Origin of the sequence: Microcella sp., from assembly GCF_051860105.1 — a bacterium.
Taxonomy (GTDB): domain Bacteria; phylum Actinomycetota; class Actinomycetes; order Actinomycetales; family Microbacteriaceae; genus Microcella.
In genome coordinates this window covers 1-16367 of record NZ_JBHYEO010000015.1, presented here as the reverse complement: position 1 = coordinate 16367, position 16367 = coordinate 1, and the positions used below count along the sequence as shown (strand labels likewise).

Genomic DNA, 16367 nt, shown 5'->3' with positions numbered 1-16367 from the left:
TGTGGGTATGACGACGGCGACAGCGAACCTCCTTCCGGGCACCGATCTGGCGATCGAGTCGCTGCCGAAGGTGTCGCTGCACGACCACCTCGACGGCGGCGTGCGGCCGCAGACGATCATCGAGCTCGCCGACGCGATCGGCCTCGAGCTGCCCGCCACCGACGCCGAGGCTCTGGGGGCCTGGTTCGCCGAGAAGAGCGACTCGGGCTCGCTCGTGGAGTATCTGAAGACCTTCGACGTCACGACCGCCGTCATGCAGACGCGCGAGGGCCTCGAGCGCGTCGCCCGCGAGTTCGTGCTCGACCTCGCGGCCGACGGCGTGGTGTGGGGCGAGATCCGCTGGGCCCCCGAGCAGCACCTCACGCGCGGGCTCTCGCTCGACGAGACCGTCGAGGCCGTGCAGTCGGGTCTGGATGCCGGGGTCGAGGAGGCGCGCGGGGCCGGTCACAGCATCCGTGTCGGCCAGCTCGTCAGCGCCATGCGTCACGCCGATCGCGGGCGTGAGATCGCCGAGCTCGCCCTGCGGCACCGCGATCGCGGCGTCGTGGGCTTCGATATCGCGGGTGCCGAGGCGGGCTTCCCGCCCAGCCGGCTGCAGGACGCCTTCGACCTGCTCGCCGCGAGCTTCTTCCCGGCGACCATCCACGCCGGCGAGGCCGACGGCCTCGAGTCGATTCGCGGCGCCCTGCTCGACGGCCGCGCCCTGCGGCTCGGCCACGGCGTGCGCCTCGCGGAGGACATCACGCTGCGTGACGAGGGCGGCGCGACGGTCGCCGAGCTCGGCCTGCTCGCCGAGTGGGTGAAAGACCGCCAGATCGCGCTCGAGACCAGCCCGAGTTCGAACCTGCAGACCGGCGCGATCGCGGCGTGGGGCGACCAGATGGTCGACCACCCGCTCGACCTCTTCTACCAGCTGGGCTTCCGCGTCACCGTCAACACCGACAACCGCCTCATGAGCGCGACGACGCTCAGCCGCGAGCTGCGGCTCGTCGCCGAGGCGTTCGGCTACGACCTCGACGACCTGCTCACCCTGCAGCTCAACGCCGCCCAGGCCGCCTTCCTGCCGGTCGAAGACCGCGAGGCGCTCATGGACACCCTCATCGACGGCTTCGAGGCCGCCCTGTGAGCCTTCCCGCCCTCGCCGATCGGGCGATCGTGCTGCACGCACGCGCCGCCGATTGGCGCGACGCCATCCGTCTCGCGGGCGACGCGCTCGTCGACAGCGGGTGCACGACCGCCGAGTACACCGAGGCGATGATCCGCATGGTCGACGACCACGGGCCCTACATCGTCATCGCGCCGGGCCTCGCCCTCGCGCACGCCCGCCCCGGCCCCGAGGTGCGCTGCGACGGACTCTCGGTCGTGACGCTCGCCGAGCCGGTCGAGTTCGGGCACGCCCACAACGATCCCGTGCGCGTCGTCATCGGCCTCGCGGGTGTCGCGGCCGACGGCCACCTCGAAGCCGTGGCGCAGCTCGCGAACGCCTTCAACGACGCGGCGGCCATCCCGGGGCTCGCCGCGGCGACGACGCGGGATGCTGTGCGTCAGATTCTCGCCGGCGAAGGCGTCGCGTGAAGATCGTCACGATCTGCGGAGCCGGCATCGGCTCGAGCGGCATCCTCAAGGTCAACGCGGAGCGCGTGCTGCAGCGTCTCGGCCTCACGGCGACGGTCGTCGCGGCCGATCTCGCCTCGGTCGAGCGGGTCGCCGCCGACGCCCAGGTGATCCTGACGAGCGGCGAGTTCGTCGAGGCTATCGGCCCGACGCGTGCTGACGTCATCGTCATCGACAACTACTTCGACAGCGACGAGCTGAGCGCCAAGCTCGAGGCCGCGATCGGCTGAGTGGCTCAGCTCTGGCCGGCCGGGCCGTTCTTCTCGTCGAAGCGGCCGGAACGGATGAGCAGGGCGACCGCGACGCCGAGCGCGCTGAGCGGGGCGATGTACGGCGCGAACGAGAAGAGCGCGAGCGCCACGAGCACGCCGACACCCGCGGCGACCGCGAGGCGCCGCCCGGGGCTGGCGGCGCTCTGCGCCAAGGGCAGCATCGCCCACGCGGCGAAGCCCGCTGCGACGCCGGTCGTCGCGAGCAGCAGGTAGGGCAGCAGTGACGAGAGCAGGCCCGTCGTGCCGAGCAGCGCGGTCGGTGCCGAGATCATGTCCGGTACGAGCGCCAGCGGTCGGATGAGCAGCACCGCGTAGGCGGCCGCCATGGTCCACGCGGGCATGGCCGTCGATCCGATGAGCGCGTGCACCGCCCGCAGCAACGGCAGGAAACCGAGGAACGCGAGCACGTTGCCGCCGAGGAACCAGCGGATGAGTACCACCTGGTCGGTCTCGCCGATGAGCACCGCCGGCACGAGCACCGCGCCCACCAGCATCATCGCGAGCGCGATGAGCGCCCACACGGCGCCCACGCCGCGACCAGGGGCCGTGCTGATTCGAGCGAGCAGGCCGGACGACTCGGGGGAGTGGCTCATGAGCGCACCTTTCGACGGAGGGCGAGGATCGTCGTCGCGACGGCGACGAAGGCGAGAACGAGCGCACCGCTCGGCAGCACGATGAGCCACCATACGATCGCCGCGGTGATCGCGAGCATGATCACCGAGCCGAGGCGCAACGCGGCGGCCCGACGGGTGATGAGCCCGGTAACGATGGCGAGAGCGACCGACTGCAGGGCGATCGCGCTCGTGATGACGACGGGGATGGGCGCCGTCGCCATGGCGGCCGACGCGGCGACGACCAGGCCGCTCGCGATGGCGAGCGCCTCGCGCAGCCCTGTCGCGACACGTGCGAGCACGGCGACCTGCACGAGCAGCGGCACGGCGCCGAGCGAGGCCAGAGCGAATCCCTGCCCGGGCACGAGCAGTCCGGCTTCGGCCGCCGCCGATCCGGCTGTCCAGGCGAGGGCGACGACGACAACCGCGACGACCCCGAGCCCGATGCTCTGACTGCGCTCGCCCGCCGACCACGGCCGCTGGGGCCGCGGTGCGCGCGGCAGCGGCGGCATGCCGGGCAGACCGGAGACCCCGATGCCGCGCCCGTCGTCACCATGCTCGGCGGCGTACTCGGCCTCGAGCTGCTTGCGGAACGCCACCTCGCGCTCGAAGCGCGCCCCGCGGACGCGGTCGACGATGCCGAGCCCGATCGCCCCGGCCATGACGAGCGCGGGGCTGACTCCCGCGATCATGAAGGGCAGGGCGAGCCCCGCCCCACCGATTCCCGCCCACACGTGCGCGACCATCGGGTCGACGTAGGGGCGGATGAGCACGACCGTGGATGCCGCGGCGGCCGCCGTCGTGATCGCGACGACCGCACCGACCTGCACGTCGACGGCGCCGATGGGGCGCTCCGGCCCGATCGTGAGCAGGGCCAGCACGCCGATCGCGGCGAGCGCGCTCGCGATCGCCATGACGATGGCCGAGACGGCGGGGATGCGGGTCAGCTGGTCGAATCCGCGGCGGTTGTAGAGCATCCCGAGGCCGATCGCGCCCAGTACGACCGCGATCGTCGTCGGCAGGCTCTGCAGTGCGGCGACCTGCTGCGCCAGGGCGAGCAGCTGCTCGTCGACGATGGGCGTCGTGCCGTCGCCGGGCGCCGAGTACGGGCCGGGAATCTCGAATGCGCCCAGCGCTGCGAGCGCCCGACCGGATGCCCAGCTCACGAGCGCCGCGAACCACAGCACGACGACCGGGGTCGGCAGCAGCGGCGGCCGCGCGGGCATCGGGGTCGTCACGCCCTCCACCCTATGCGCGCCGTCCTGTTCGCAACTCAGGCTGACGACCTGATCGTGCGCGACGACGGCGACCCATCGGGCACGACAGCCTGAGTTGCGAACACGTGCGACGTCGCGCGGTCGGCCGCAGACGCGGCCTAGACGATGAGCGCGCGCATGCCCGCCTCGAGCGCGGCGACCTCGGCCTGCGCAGCCGCTCGACGCTCGTCGACCGAGCCCTGCGTCGACGAGGCGTCGATGTACACCTTGACCTTCGGCTCGGTGCCGCTCGGCCGCACGATGACGCGGGCGCCGCCGCGCATCCAGAACCGCAGGATGTCACTGGGCGGGAACACCCCGAAGCCGCCGCTGAAGTCGTCGACCTGCTCGACGCGCACGCCCCCGACCTCGGCGGGCGGGGTGTCGCGCAGCGCGGCCATGATCGTGCTGATGCGGCTCAGGTCGGTGACCCGCAGCGAGACCTGCGCGCTCGCGAAGGCGCCGAAGCGCTCGTCGAAGTCGCGCTGGTGGTCATCGAGCGTGCGGCCCGCCGCCTTGAGCTCGCCGGCGAGGGCGAGGAAGTCGACCGCCGCGGAGATGCCGTCTTTGTCGCGCACCTTCTCGGGGTCGACGAGGTAGCCGAGGGCCTCCTCGTAGCCGTAGCCGAGGCCGCCGACGCGCGAGATCCACTTGAAGCCCGTGAGCGTGTCGCTGTAGCTGACGCCGTAGGCGGCGGCGACGGCCGACAGCGCGGGCGATGAGACGAGGGATGCCGCGAACTTCGCCTGCCTCCCCTCGCGCTGCAGGCGCTCCGCGGCCCGCCATCCCAGCAGAGCTCCGACCGCGTTGCCGCTCAGCCGCCGCCAGCCCTCCGGGGTGGACGCGTCGGGAACGGCCACCGCGAGCCGGTCGGCGTCGGGGTCGTTGGCGATGATGAGCTCGGCGCCCGCGGCGCGAGCGGTCGCGAACGCGAGGTCCATCGCGCCCGGCTCCTCCGGGTTGGGGAACGCCACCGTCGGGAAGGCCCCGTCGGGTGCGATCTGCTCGGCGACGACGGTCGGCTCGCCGAGCCCCGCGTCGCGGAACACGCGCTGCGCGACCTCCCACCCGACGCCGTGCATCGCCGTGTAAACGAACGAGACCGGCTCGATGACGGCCGACTCGGGCGTGTGCGTGACGAGGGCGGCGGTGCGCGCGATGTAGGCGTCGATGATGCTCTCGCCCGCCGTCTCGTAGGTGCTCGATCGCGGCAGCTCGCCGACGACGCTCGTGTCTGCCACCTCGAGAATGGCGGCGTGGATCGCCTCATCGGCCGGCGCCACGATCTGCGAGCCGCCGTCGCGGCCGCCGAGGTAGACCTTGTAGCCGTTGTCGCGCGGCGGGTTGTGGCTCGCCGTCACCATGACGCCGGCGCTGAGGCCGAGCTCGCGTACGGCGAAGGCCAGCACGGGGGTCGGCAGGGCGCGCGGCAGCAGCACTACGCGCACGCCCGCGCCCGCCATGAGCTCGGCCGAGTCGCGCGCGAAGACGTCGCTGTTGACGCGGCCGTCGTAGCCGATGACCACGGAGGCGTTCTCGTCGCGGGCGAGCAGCCAGCGGGCGAATCCCGTCGCCGCCTGCGAGACGAGCACGCGGTTCATGCGGTTCGGACCCGCGCCGAGCTCACCGCGCAGGCCCGCGGTGCCGAAGGTGAGGCGCGTGTCGAAGCGGTCGCGGAGGGCATCCATCGCCGCCGCATCGCCGCCCTCGGCGGCGGGGATGAGCGCCTCGAGCTCGGCGCGCGTGACGGGGTCGGGGTCTTGTTCGAGCCACGACTTGGCGAGATCGAGAGTGGTCACGAGGTTCTCCTACAGAGCGGCGACGATGCGGGCGAGCAGGGCGCTGATGACCGGCTCGGCGTCTTTTCCGGCCTGGATGACCTCGCCGTGGCTCAGCGGTTCGGGCGAGATGCCCGCCGCGAGGTTGGTGATGAGCGAGAGGCCGAGCACCTCCATGCCGGCCTGGCGGGCCGCGATGGCTTCGAGCGCCGTCGACATGCCGACGATGTGGCCGCCCAGGGTCTTCGCCATCTGCACCTCGGCCGGGGTCTCGTAGTGCGGCCCGCGGAACTGCACGTAGACGCCCTCGTCGAGGCTCGGATCGATCTCGTGGGCGATGCCGCGCAGTCGGGCCGAGTACAGGTCGGTGAGGTCGATGAAGGTCGCGCCCTCGAGCGGCGAGTTCGCCGTCAGATTGAGGTGGTCGCTGATGAGCACGGGGGTGCCGGGCGTCCAGTGGTCTTTGATGCCGCCGGCGCCGTTGGTGAGGATCATGACGGATGCCCCCGCCGCCGCCGCGGTGCGCACCGAGTGCACCACCCGGCGCACGCCGTGGTTCTCGTAGTAGTGGGTGCGGGCGCCGATGACGAGCGCGCGCTTGCCGCTCGGCAGCAGGATCGAGCGCAGGGTGCCGACGTGCCCCTCGAGCGCGGGCTTGCTGAAGCCCGCGATGTCGGTGGCGGCGATCGTGTGCGTCGTCTCGCCGATGAGGTCGGCGGCCTTCGCCCAGCCCGATCCGAGGGTGAGGGCGATGTCGTGGTGCTCGACGCCCGTGGCCTCGGCGAGCTGCGCGGCCGCCTGAGCGGAGATCGCGAAGGGGTCGGCATGCGGGTCGTCGAGGGGGTTCACTGCGCTGTGGCTCATGACCGCCAGCCTACTGAGAGCGTCGTGGTCGCGGTTCAGCAACCCGGCGCGCACTCGCGCACGCTGACAGAATGGTGGGCATGACCACCCTCTTCGACCGTCAGCACCGCATCGCCGTTCTGGGCGGAGGCCCCGGCGGGTACGAAGCCGCGCTCGCGGGAGCCCAGCTCGGGGCCGACGTCACCCTCGTCGAGCGCGTCGGCGTGGGCGGCTCGGCGGTGCTCACCGACGTCGTGCCGTCGAAGACTCTCATCGCGACCGCCGAGGCCGCGGGGGCCATTCGAGACGCCGGTGAACTCGGGGTGCAGTTCTTCGCGCGCGGCGAGACCGGCCGCGCCGTCAAGCCCGAGGTGGCCGTCAACCTCGCTCAGGTCAACAAGCGACTGCTGCGCCTGGCGCAGGAGCAGAGCGATGACATGCGCGAGCAGCTCGTCGAGGCGGGCGTGCGCATCATCGCGGGCGACGGCCGGCTCGACGGCCCGAACCGCATCGTCGTCGCGACGGGGCACGGCACGAAGCGCACCGACTTCGACCAGTGCGACGCAGACACGGTCATCGTGGCCGTCGGGGCGTCGCCGCGAGAGCTGCCCACGGCGAAGCCCGACGGGAAGCGCATCCTCACCTGGACCCAGCTCTACACGCTCAGCGACGTTCCCGACCATCTCATCGTCGTCGGCTCGGGCGTCACGGGCGCCGAGTTCGCCTCGGCCTATCGCGCGCTCGGCGCGCAGGTCACCCTCATCTCGAGCCGCGACCAGGTGCTGCCGGGTGAGGATGCTGATGCCGCGCAGCTCATCGAGCAGGTGTTCCGCCGCAACGGCATGACGCTGCTCGCGAAGAGCCGTGCCGACTCGGTGGTCAACACGGGAGAGGGCGTGAAGGTCACCCTGAGCGACGGCACCGTCATCGAGGGCTCGCACTGCCTCATGGCGGTGGGCTCGATCCCCAACACGGCGGGCATCGGGCTCGAGGATGCCGGGGTGCAGCTCACGGCCTCCGGCCACATCGCGGTCAACAAGGTGGCGCGCACGTCGATGCCCAGCGTCTACGCGGTCGGCGACTGCAGCGACTCGCTGCCGCTCGCATCCGTCGCCGCGATGCAGGGCCGCACGGCCGTGTATCACGCGATGGGCGACGCGGTGACCCCGATCCGGTTGCGGAACGTGACATCCAACATCTTCACCGCGCCCGAGATCGCGACGGTCGGCTTCTCGCAGAAGCAGATCGAAGACGGCGAGACGCGCGGCATCGTGCACAAGCTGATGCTCGAGACCAACCCGCGCGCGAAGATGCAGGGCGTCACCGACGGCTTCATCAAGATCTTCGCGGCGAAGACCTCGGGCACTGTCATCGGGGGAGTGATCGTGGCCCCGCGGGCCTCCGAGCTCATCCTGCCGGTCGCCCTCGCCGTCGAGCACCGTCTGACCGTCGACCAGCTCGCTCGTGCCTACTCGGTCTACCCCTCGCTCTCGGGCGGCATCACGGATGCCGCGCGCGCGATGCACGTGCCCCGCGACTAGCCCGTCCCGCGCGCGCCCGCGCCCCGCCCGCGCCCGCGGCCCGCGGCCCGCGGGGCCGAGCGATGACCCCGGTCGTCGGCGATGACGGCGAACGTTTTGCGTATTCGCCCACGAGAGACGTCATCGCTTGGGCTCGCTGCACAGACCCCCACGGAGATCGCCCCCGACCCGCGACCGTGACTCCCTCCACGTCTCCTCCCCGGGCTGGACGTCGCGCGGCCGTCGCGCGACAGACGGCGCGCCGGTGCGCGTCGGCATCCGGTCGGGCACTCTGCCCGCATGCGCACCCTCGACGGCTATCGCTCGCCCACCGGACTCATCCGTATCGCTCAGGTCGACGACCTCGGTGATCGCAGCCGGCTCTACCGCGAATTGGCGGCCGGAGCCTACCGGCGCATCGCGCGCGGTGTGCTCGTCCCCGAGTCGCACTGGGCCGCGCTCGACCCAGACGCCCGGCATCGGTTGCTCATCGCCGCCGTCGCTGAGCGCATGCCCGGCGACGAGGTCGTCGCCCACCTGTCAGCGGCGGCACTGTGGAGGTTGCCCACGCTCGACCCTTGGCCTGATCGAGTGCAGACTCTGGGCCCCGCCATCGGCGGCGGCCGCGGCACGACCGAGCGGTTGCGGCGGACAGGTGCACCCGATGATCAGGTCGTCGTCATCGACGGATTCCCGGTCACCTCGCTCGCGCGTACGGTCGTCGACATCAGCCGCACGGAGTCGCTCGAGTCGGCACTTGTGGTGGCGGATGCGGCGTTGCGCCGGTCAGCGCATCCCGTCGCGGGGCTTCCGCGCACGGCGCCCACCCGTGCTGATCTCGAGCGTGAGCTCGCCCGCGTACCGCGGTTCCACGGAGAACGCCGCGCCGCGCGCGTTATCGCTCTCGCCGACGGACGTGCCCAGCTGCCGGGCGAGACGCTCAGTCGACTCACGATGATGCGACTCGGGGTGCCGGAACCTGTGCTTCAGCATCGCGTTTTCGCCACATCCGGCCGGTACTACGACCTCGACTTCTATTGGCCCGAGCAGAACATCGGCGCCGAGTTCGACGGCAAGGTCAAGTACCTCGACCCGCGCTACCGCACAGGTCGCACGGCCGAGCAGGTCGTCTACGACGAGAAGGTGCGCGAAGACGAGTTGCGCCTCGAGCTCGACGGCTTCGGCCGATGGGACTGGACTGTTGCACGCACTCCGCACCTCCTGGCAGAGCGACTTCGCCTCATCGGCTTGCGATGGTGAGGCGGGGTTCGCGTAGCGGTAAGGCTGCCCGACCCCCGGGCGCTGATGCTGTGCGTCGGTGATGAGCGTGGATGTTCACCGTCAGCGCCAACGCACGGCATCAGCGCCCGGATGCGGGGTACCGGATGCGGGGTACGGGGTGCCGGGTGCCGGGTTGCGGGGTGCGGGGCGCCGGCGCGCGGGGCAGAGCGGCGCCAGCGGCGGCGCGGCGCGGGTCAGTCGGTGATGGTCAGCAGCACGTGGCCCGACGCCACCGTCTCGCCCACCGCGGCGCCGATGCTCGCGATCACGCCGTCTTTGTGCGCCGTGAGCGGCTGCTCCATCTTCATCGCCTCGAGCACGACGACGAGGTCGCCGGCGACGACCTTGTCGCCCTCGGCGACCGCGAGCTTCACGACCGTGGCCTGCATGGGGCTCTTGACGGCGTCGCCCGAGGCGCCGGCCGCGACCGCCGAGCCCGAGCGCCGCTTGGGCGGGGCGGCGAGCGCGGTGGAGGCGCGTGCGCCGGACGCGGGCACGAGCGTCTCGGGCAACGAGACCTCGAGGCGCTTGCCGCTGACCTCGACGACGACGGTGTGCCGGGGCGCGGGCGCGCCGAGCGGCTCGGCGAGCGACCCGCTCCAGGGTTCGAGCTGGTTGTCGAACTCGGTCTCGATCCAGCGCGTGTAGACCGTGAAGGGAGCGCCGTCGGCGGGCGCGAATGCCGGGTCGTCGACGATCGCGCGGTGGAAGGGCAGCACGGTCGGCAGGCCGGCGACCTCGAACTCGGCGAGGGCGCGGCGCGAGCGCTCGAGCGCATCGTCGCGGGTCTTGCCGGTGACGATGAGCTTGGCGAGCAGCGAGTCGAAGGCGCCCGAGATGACGTCGCCCGTCGTGACGCCCGAGTCGACGCGCACACCGGGGCCGCCGGGGAAGCGCAGAGCGTGCACGGGGCCGGGCATGGGCATGAAGTTCAGCCCCGGGTCTTCCCCGTTGATGCGGAACTCGAAGGAGTGCCCGTGCGCGACCGGGTCGTCGTAGCCGAGCGGCTCGCCTTCGGCGAGGCGGAACTGCTCGCGCACGAGGTCGATGCCGGTGACCTCCTCCGAGACCGGGTGCTCGACCTGCAGGCGGGTGTTGACCTCGAGGAACGACACGGTGCCGTCGGCGCCGATGAGGAACTCGCACGTGCCGGCTCCGAGGTAGCCGACCTCTTTCAGGATGGCCTTCGACGAGGTGTAGAGCAGCTCGGTCTGCTCGGGGGTGAGGAACGGCGCGGGGGCCTCCTCGACGAGCTTCTGGTGGCGGCGCTGCAGCGAGCAGTCGCGCGTCGAGATGACGACGACGGTGCCGTGCGCGTCGGCGAGGCACTGGGTCTCGACGTGGCGCGGCTTGTCGAGGTACTTCTCGACGAAGCACTCGCCCCGGCCGAAGGCCGCGATAGCCTCGCGCGTGGCCGAGTCGAACAGCTCGGGGATCTCCTCGCGCGTGCGCGCGACCTTGAGGCCGCGGCCGCCGCCGCCGAAGGCGGCCTTGATGGCCACGGGCAGTCCGTGCTCGTCGACGAAGGCGAGCACCTCGTCGGCGCCGCTGACGGGGTTGAGGGTTCCGGGGGCCAGCGGGGCGCCGACCTTCTCGGCGATGTGCCGGGCGCTGACCTTGTCGCCGAGCTTCTCGATCGCATCCGGAGACGGCCCGATCCAGATGAGGCCCGCGTCGATGACGGCGCGCGCGAAGTCGGCGTTCTCGGCGAGGAAGCCGTAGCCGGGGTGCACCGCGTTCGCTCCCGACCGGCGGGCGATGCTGAGCAGCTTGTCGATGACCAGGTAGGTGTCGGCACTCGTCGTGCCGTTCAGGGCGTAGGCCTCGTCGGCGAGGCGCACGTGCCGGGCATCCCGATCCTGGTCGGCGTAGACGGCGACCGTCGCGATGCCGGAATCACGAGCGGCGCGGATGACGCGGACGGCGATCTCGCCACGGTTGGCGATGAGGATCTTCGTGATGCGGGCCATGGTTCCCCAGCCTAGGGGTGCGCGCGGCCGCCGCGTTTGGCGGGGGCCCACAAAAGGGATGCGGATCGCTTAGCGGTTCCAGAGATCGGTCCAGCGCCCGCCGAGCTCGTGCACGAGCTTGCGCAGCAGGGGCACCGAGAGCCCGACGACGGTGTGCGGGTCGCCCTCGATGCGGTCGATGAAGCCGGCGCCCTTCGAGTCGATGGTGAACGCTCCGGCGACCTTCAGGGGTTCGCCGGTGGCGATGTACGCGTCGATCTCGGCGGTCTCGATGTCGTCGGCGAAGTGCACGGTCGCGCGGGATGCCCGCCCGACGGCCCCGTTCGTGCGACCGCCCCGGTGGTCGATGAGCCAGTGGCCCGAGTGCAGCACTCCGCTGCGCCCGCGTTGGGCGAGCCAGCGCTCGCGCGCGATCGCGGGCTCGTGCGGCTTGCCGTACACGGTGCCGTCGAGCTCGAACGCCGAGTCGCCGCCGAGGATGAAGCCGTCGACGTCGGCCGGCGCGAGCCCCGCCGTGGCGAGCAGCGCCGGGTCGAGCACGGCTTCGGCTTTGAGGCGGGCGAGCAGCTGCACCATCTCGTCGGCCGGGAGGAGACCCTCGGGATGCGCGGCGGCGGCCGCATCCACCGCAGCCTCCTCGTCCACCCCCGGAGCGATCGCGACCGGTTCGATGCCGACCGCCCGCAGCGTCGCGAGCCGGGCCGGAGACGTCGAGGCGAGGTAGAGGCGCACGGCTCGATGCTACGGGCCGCGCCTAGGCTGAGGGCATGGGTGAGAACATCGGCAGCATCATCGAGCTCACGGTCGACAAGATCGCGCACGGCGGCATCGCCGTGGGCCGGCTCGACGGTCGGGTGGTGTTCGTGAGCGACGCGATCCCCGGCGAGACGGTGCGGGCGCGCGTGAGCGACGACCGCAAGAAGAGCTTCTGGCGCGCCGACGCCGTCGAGGTGCTGCAGCCGAGCGAGCACCGTCGCGAGCACGTCTGGTCGGCCGCCGCGATCGACCGCGATCCGCGCGGCCGGGCGGGTGGCGCCGAGTTCGGCCACATCGCCCTCGCCCACCAGCGCGAGCTCAAGCGCCAGGTGCTCGCCGAATCGCTGCAGCGCATGGCGGGCATCGAGAGCGACGTCACCGTCGAGCCGCTGCCGGGCGACCCGGCCGTGAACGGACTCGGCTGGCGCACCCGCATCCGGCTGCACGTCGACGACCAGGGCCGCCTCGGGCCCATGGCGTCGCGCTCCCACTCGGTGATCCCGGTGCAGGATGTTCCTCTCGCGACCGCCGCCGTGCAGGCCGCGACCCCCTTCGCCGAGCGCTTCGTCGGCCTCGGCACGCTCGACGTCATCGCGCCGACGACGAGCGAGCCGCGGCTCGTCATCGGCGAGCAGAAGCCCACCGTCATCCGTGAGCTCGTCGGCGAGCGCGAGTTCCAGCTCGATGACACCGGCTTCTGGCAGGTGCACCGCTCAGCGCCGGTGGCGCTCACGCGCGCCGTGCAGGAGGCCATCGACCCGGCGCTCTTCGACCCGCGCGCCGAGAACCTCGACCTCTACGGCGGGGTCGGCCTGCTCGCCGCCGCCGTCGCCGACCGCTTCGGCGCCGAGACGCGCATCACGAGCGTGGAGTCCGACGAGCGGGCGACCGACCACGCGAGCGAGAACCTCGCCGAGTGGCTCGGCGCCTCGGCCGAGACGGGCCGCGTCGACCGCTGGCTGCGCGAGCTCGACGCCGGGGCCTCGGCTGCCGACCGCGACCGCCTTCGGGCGGCGACGATCGTGCTCGATCCGCCGCGCTCGGGCGCCGGATCCGACGTCATGACGGTGCTCGGGCGGCTCGCCCCGGCGCAGCTCGTCTACGTGGCGTGCGATCCGGTGGCGCTGGCTCGGGATGTCGCCCTCGCCGCCGAGGCCGGCTATCGGCTGGCGCGCATCCGGGCCTTCGATCTCTTCCCGCACACGCACCACGTCGAAGCGGTCGCGACGCTCGTTCGCGACTGACAGCCGAGCCATCGCGCGCACTCGCGGCGCGCCCTGGCCCCCATCAGGGGCGCACGCGCGGCTAACATGGTGAGCACTGCGGCCACCTGGTCGGCCCGCAGCCCACCCCGTTGATGAAGGGCTCGGTTCTGCCGTCGTGGTTGCTCCCGTGAACAAGCAGGTGCGCGTCGCTGTCGTCGACGACCACGAGTCGGTGCGGCTGGGCCTGCAAGCGGCGTTCACGAATGCGGGCTTCGAGGTCATCACGACCGCCGCGGGAGTCCCCGAGCTCGTCGAGACGCTCGACGGGCGCGAGCTCGACGTCGTCGTGCTCGACCTGTCGCTCGGCGACGGCTCGAGCGTGACCGACAACGTCAAGGGCGTTCAGGCGCTCGGCGCCGCCGTGCTCGTGCACTCGATCGCCGACCGCGTCGCGAGCGTCCGCGAGGCGCTCGCCGCCGGGGCCGCCGGGGTCATCCCGAAATCGTCGGCGACGAGCACCGTCATCGCCGCCGCCGAGACGGTCGCCCGCGGCGAAGTGCTCAACAACCTCGAGTGGGCGAGCGCGATCGACGCCGACCGCGACTTCGCGAAGGCGCAGCTGGGGCGTCGCGAGCGCGAGATCCTGCACCTCTACGCGAGCGGCCTGCCGCTCAAGCTCGCCGCGCAGCAGCTCGGCATCGGCTACTCGACCGCCCGCGAGTACCTCGACCGCATCCGCGCCAAGTACGTCGAGGTGGGCCGCCCGGCACCGACCAAGGTCGACCTGCTGCGCCGCGCCGTCGAAGACGGCATCCTTCCCGGCCTCGACCCCGATGGCGATGAGTCGGCCTAAGGCTCCCGTCGTCGCACTCGTCGACGCGGATTCCGGGGCGCAGCCCGCCAAGGGCGCCTCGGCGAAGCAGCAGCGCAGCCCGCTCAGCCGCAAGCGCGTCGACACCGTCATCTCGCGCTCGGTGGCGTGGTTCGGCATCGTGTTCGGCCTGCAGGCGATCCCCTCGCTGCTCGGCCAGTACTCGCTCGGTCAGCCGCTCTGGTCGGCGCTCGCCGTCGGAGCGATGTACGGCTCGCTCGTCGTCGCGCTGCTCTGCTCGACGATCAAGCGGTGGGTCACGGGCTCGCACCTGCTCGTGTCGGGCGTCTACGTCGTCGCCCTGCTGACCTGGCCGTTCTTCCTCGCCGACCCGGCGGTGCCGCAGCAGGGCGATCACTGGCTCTACCAGCTCACGACCGTCGCCACGGCGACCGCGGCGATCGGCTTCCGTGTGCGGGGCGCGCTCATCTACCTCATCGTCGTGCCGCTCATCTACGGCATCATCCGGGCCACGCCTCAGGGTGGCGGGGGGCCCTGGGAGCTCGGGCTCTTCAACGCCATCTACGCGATCATCCTCGGCGGGGCAGTGCTCGTGATCGTCACCATGACCCGGGTCGCCGCCACCTCGGTCGACGAGGCGCAGGGTGCTGCGCTCGACCGCTACGCGCGCGCGGTGCGCCAGCACGCCACCGAGGTCGAGCGGGTGCACGTCGACTCGATCGTGCACGACAGCGTGCTGACGACCCTGCTGAGCGCCGCCCGGGCCGAGACTCCGGCCCAGAAGGTGCTCGCGGCGCAGATGGCCTCCAGCGCCATGCGCCACCTGCGCGAAGCGGCTCTCGTCTCGCCCGACGACGGCACGACGGTGCGGTTCCGCCAGCTCGCCGACCGCGTCGTGACGGCCGCGCGCCAGATGCCGGTGCCGTTCACCGTGCGTGTGCGGTCGCTCGACACTCGGGTCATCCCCTCAGCGCAGGCCGAGGCTCTGTACTCCGCTGCCGTGCAGGCCATGATGAACAGTGCTCAGCACGCCGGCGGGCCCGACGTGCGGCGCTGGCTCAAGGTCTCGGGAGTGCACGGCGGTGCGGTCGAGATCGAGATCGGAGACGCCGGCGCGGGCTTCGACCCCGACGCCGTGCCCGACGAGCGGCTCGGCGTGCGCCGGTCGATCGTCGAACGCACGGCCAACGCCGGAGGCTACGCCGACGTGCGAGCCGCCCCGGGTCGCGGCTCGGTCGTCGTGCTGTCATGGCCCGTGTTCGTCGCGGTCGATGATGACGACGCGGTGCGCGACGCCGCGTTCGACGACGACGCCTTCGATGGACGGGGCGAGGCATGAGGATCGGCGTTCCCCGCGCGCTCATCGTCACGATGGCCGCCATCTTCTCGGCGTACCACATCGTGCTCGGGCTCTACACGATCGACGCCCCCGCCGATCCGCTTCCCGTGCTCGCCGCCATGGCGCTCTACGCGACCGCGACGACGATCAGCCTGCTGCCCGGTCAGCCGGAGCGCATGCCGACGTGGATGGCCGTGGTCAACGTGCTCGTCTGCATCGCGATGACCCTGCTCATCACGCCGCAGCTCGACATCGGCCGCGAGGGCGGGCTCGGGTACGCCACCTGGTACGTCGCCGCCGTAGGCACGCTCCTGACGATCACCTCGACGCGTCGTCGTCACCTCTATGCCTGGGTCGGCATCGCCGCGCTCGTCGTGCAGACGGTGATCTGGGGCGGGCCGGGAGCGCTGCTCGGCATCGGCGTCATCGGAAGTGCCGCCTGGGTCGCTGTCTCGCACATCCTGTCGCGCGCCCTCGCGAAGGCCTCTCGCGATGCCGCACGGTTCGCCCGTGCCGAGCGCGAGGCCACCGACTGGCAGGCGGCGCAGGAGGCGCACCTGTACGAGCGCCAGTTCCGGCTCGGCCAGACCGGCACGACCGCGGTGCCCATGCTGCGCATCATCGAAGAGGCGGGCGGCGAACTGACCGAGGAGCAGCGGCAGGAGTGCCTGCACCTCGAGGGGGCCATTCGTGATGAGATCCGCGGCCGACGCCTGCTCGACGATGCGGTGCGGCGCGAGGTGATGACGGCGCGGCGCCGCGGAGTCGCCGTGAACCTGTTCGACGAGGGCGGTCTCGATGAGCTCGACGACGCCTCGCTCGCGCGCGTGCTCGGCACGCTCGCCGAGGCGATCCGCACGACGACGGCGACGCGCGTGATCGCGCGCACCGCTCCCCCCGATTCGGATGTCGCGGTCACCGTCGTGGGCCTGACCCCGTCGGGCGACGGCCGCGCTCGCGAGCTGGGCCAGTCGGACGACGATGAGGACGACTCGGTCGATCTCTGGCTCGAGATCCCGCGGAGCTCTCGCTAGTTGTAGTGCCCAGGCAGGTTGTTCAATCTGCTGATGGGAGGAACCTTGCCGATGGC

Annotated in this window: 15 protein-coding genes; 9 read left to right on the top strand and 6 right to left on the bottom strand. The window is 72.0% G+C overall.

The genetic code is table 11. The features are described from left to right. Window positions 1–7: 7 nt before the first annotated feature. From ACTIE9_RS09290 to ACTIE9_RS09280, 3 genes are read left to right on the top strand one after another with little or no spacing between them, the layout of a single operon-like run. A complete protein-coding gene (locus ACTIE9_RS09290) occupies window positions 8–1126 on the top strand; it encodes an adenosine deaminase (protein ID WP_439565296.1) in 1119 nt (372 codons plus the stop codon). Then, window positions 1123–1575, top strand: a complete 453-nt coding sequence (locus ACTIE9_RS09285) for a PTS sugar transporter subunit IIA (RefSeq protein ID WP_439565295.1) — start codon at window positions 1123–1125, stop codon at window positions 1573–1575. Before ACTIE9_RS09290 ends, ACTIE9_RS09285 begins: the two co-directional genes overlap by 4 nt. After that, window positions 1572–1844 (top strand): PTS sugar transporter subunit IIB, encoded by a 273-nt coding sequence (locus tag ACTIE9_RS09280; protein ID WP_439565294.1) that lies wholly within the window; start codon window positions 1572–1574, stop codon window positions 1842–1844. Before ACTIE9_RS09285 ends, ACTIE9_RS09280 begins: the two co-directional genes overlap by 4 nt. Window positions 1845–1849: 5 nt before the next feature. Here the strand turns inward: ACTIE9_RS09280 and ACTIE9_RS09275 are convergent, their stop codons facing one another. The 4 genes from ACTIE9_RS09275 to ACTIE9_RS09260 form a co-directional block, all read right to left on the bottom strand. Beyond that, entirely contained in the window at window positions 1850–2479 is a 630-nt protein-coding gene (locus ACTIE9_RS09275) for a hypothetical protein (RefSeq protein WP_439565293.1), read from the bottom strand. Next, a complete protein-coding gene (locus ACTIE9_RS09270) occupies window positions 2476–3735 on the bottom strand; it encodes a hypothetical protein (RefSeq protein WP_439565292.1) in 1260 nt (419 codons plus the stop codon). Before ACTIE9_RS09270 ends, ACTIE9_RS09275 begins: the two co-directional genes overlap by 4 nt. Window positions 3736–3872: 137 nt before the next feature. Beyond that, window positions 3873–5552, bottom strand: a complete 1680-nt coding sequence (locus tag ACTIE9_RS09265) for a phospho-sugar mutase (protein ID WP_439565291.1) — start codon at window positions 5550–5552, stop codon at window positions 3873–3875. Between the two features lie 9 nt (window positions 5553–5561). Further along, complete coding sequence (locus ACTIE9_RS09260; RefSeq protein ID WP_439565290.1) at window positions 5562–6395, bottom strand: purine-nucleoside phosphorylase; 834 nt, start codon at window positions 6393–6395, stop codon at window positions 5562–5564. 80 nt (window positions 6396–6475) lie between these two features. Here ACTIE9_RS09260 and ACTIE9_RS09255 point away from each other — a divergent pair, with 80 nt between their 5' ends. Continuing rightward, window positions 6476–7915, top strand: coding sequence for an NAD(P)H-quinone dehydrogenase (locus tag ACTIE9_RS09255; protein ID WP_439565289.1), 1440 nt, complete (start codon window positions 6476–6478; stop codon window positions 7913–7915). 279 nt (window positions 7916–8194) lie between these two features. Then, complete coding sequence (locus ACTIE9_RS09250) at window positions 8195–9154, top strand: hypothetical protein (protein ID WP_439565288.1); 960 nt, start codon at window positions 8195–8197, stop codon at window positions 9152–9154. 215 nt (window positions 9155–9369) lie between these two features. Here the strand turns inward: ACTIE9_RS09250 and ACTIE9_RS09245 are convergent, their stop codons facing one another. Both ACTIE9_RS09245 and ACTIE9_RS09240 read right to left on the bottom strand, forming a co-directional pair. After that, window positions 9370–11145 (bottom strand): acetyl/propionyl/methylcrotonyl-CoA carboxylase subunit alpha, encoded by a 1776-nt coding sequence (locus ACTIE9_RS09245; protein ID WP_439565287.1) that lies wholly within the window; start codon window positions 11143–11145, stop codon window positions 9370–9372. 69 nt (window positions 11146–11214) lie between these two features. Further along, window positions 11215–11877, bottom strand: coding sequence for a Maf family protein (locus ACTIE9_RS09240; protein WP_439565286.1), 663 nt, complete (start codon window positions 11875–11877; stop codon window positions 11215–11217). Between the two features lie 35 nt (window positions 11878–11912). Between ACTIE9_RS09240 and ACTIE9_RS09235 the strand changes: the two genes are divergently transcribed. The 4 genes from ACTIE9_RS09235 (at window position 11913) to ACTIE9_RS09220 (ending at window position 16311) form a co-directional block, all read left to right on the top strand. After that, a complete protein-coding gene (locus ACTIE9_RS09235) occupies window positions 11913–13145 on the top strand; it encodes a class I SAM-dependent RNA methyltransferase (RefSeq protein WP_439565285.1) in 1233 nt (410 codons plus the stop codon). 136 nt (window positions 13146–13281) lie between these two features. After that, on the top strand, window positions 13282–13959 hold the full coding sequence (locus ACTIE9_RS09230; RefSeq protein WP_439565284.1) for a response regulator transcription factor: 678 nt from the start codon (window positions 13282–13284) through the stop codon (window positions 13957–13959). Next, window positions 13946–15277 (top strand): sensor histidine kinase, encoded by a 1332-nt coding sequence (locus ACTIE9_RS09225; RefSeq protein WP_439565283.1) that lies wholly within the window; start codon window positions 13946–13948, stop codon window positions 15275–15277. Before ACTIE9_RS09230 ends, ACTIE9_RS09225 begins: the two co-directional genes overlap by 14 nt. Then, entirely contained in the window at window positions 15274–16311 is a 1038-nt protein-coding gene (locus ACTIE9_RS09220; RefSeq protein WP_439565282.1) for a hypothetical protein, read from the top strand. The genes ACTIE9_RS09225 and ACTIE9_RS09220 overlap by 4 nt, the downstream gene beginning before the upstream one ends. Window positions 16312–16367: the final 56 nt, after the last annotated feature.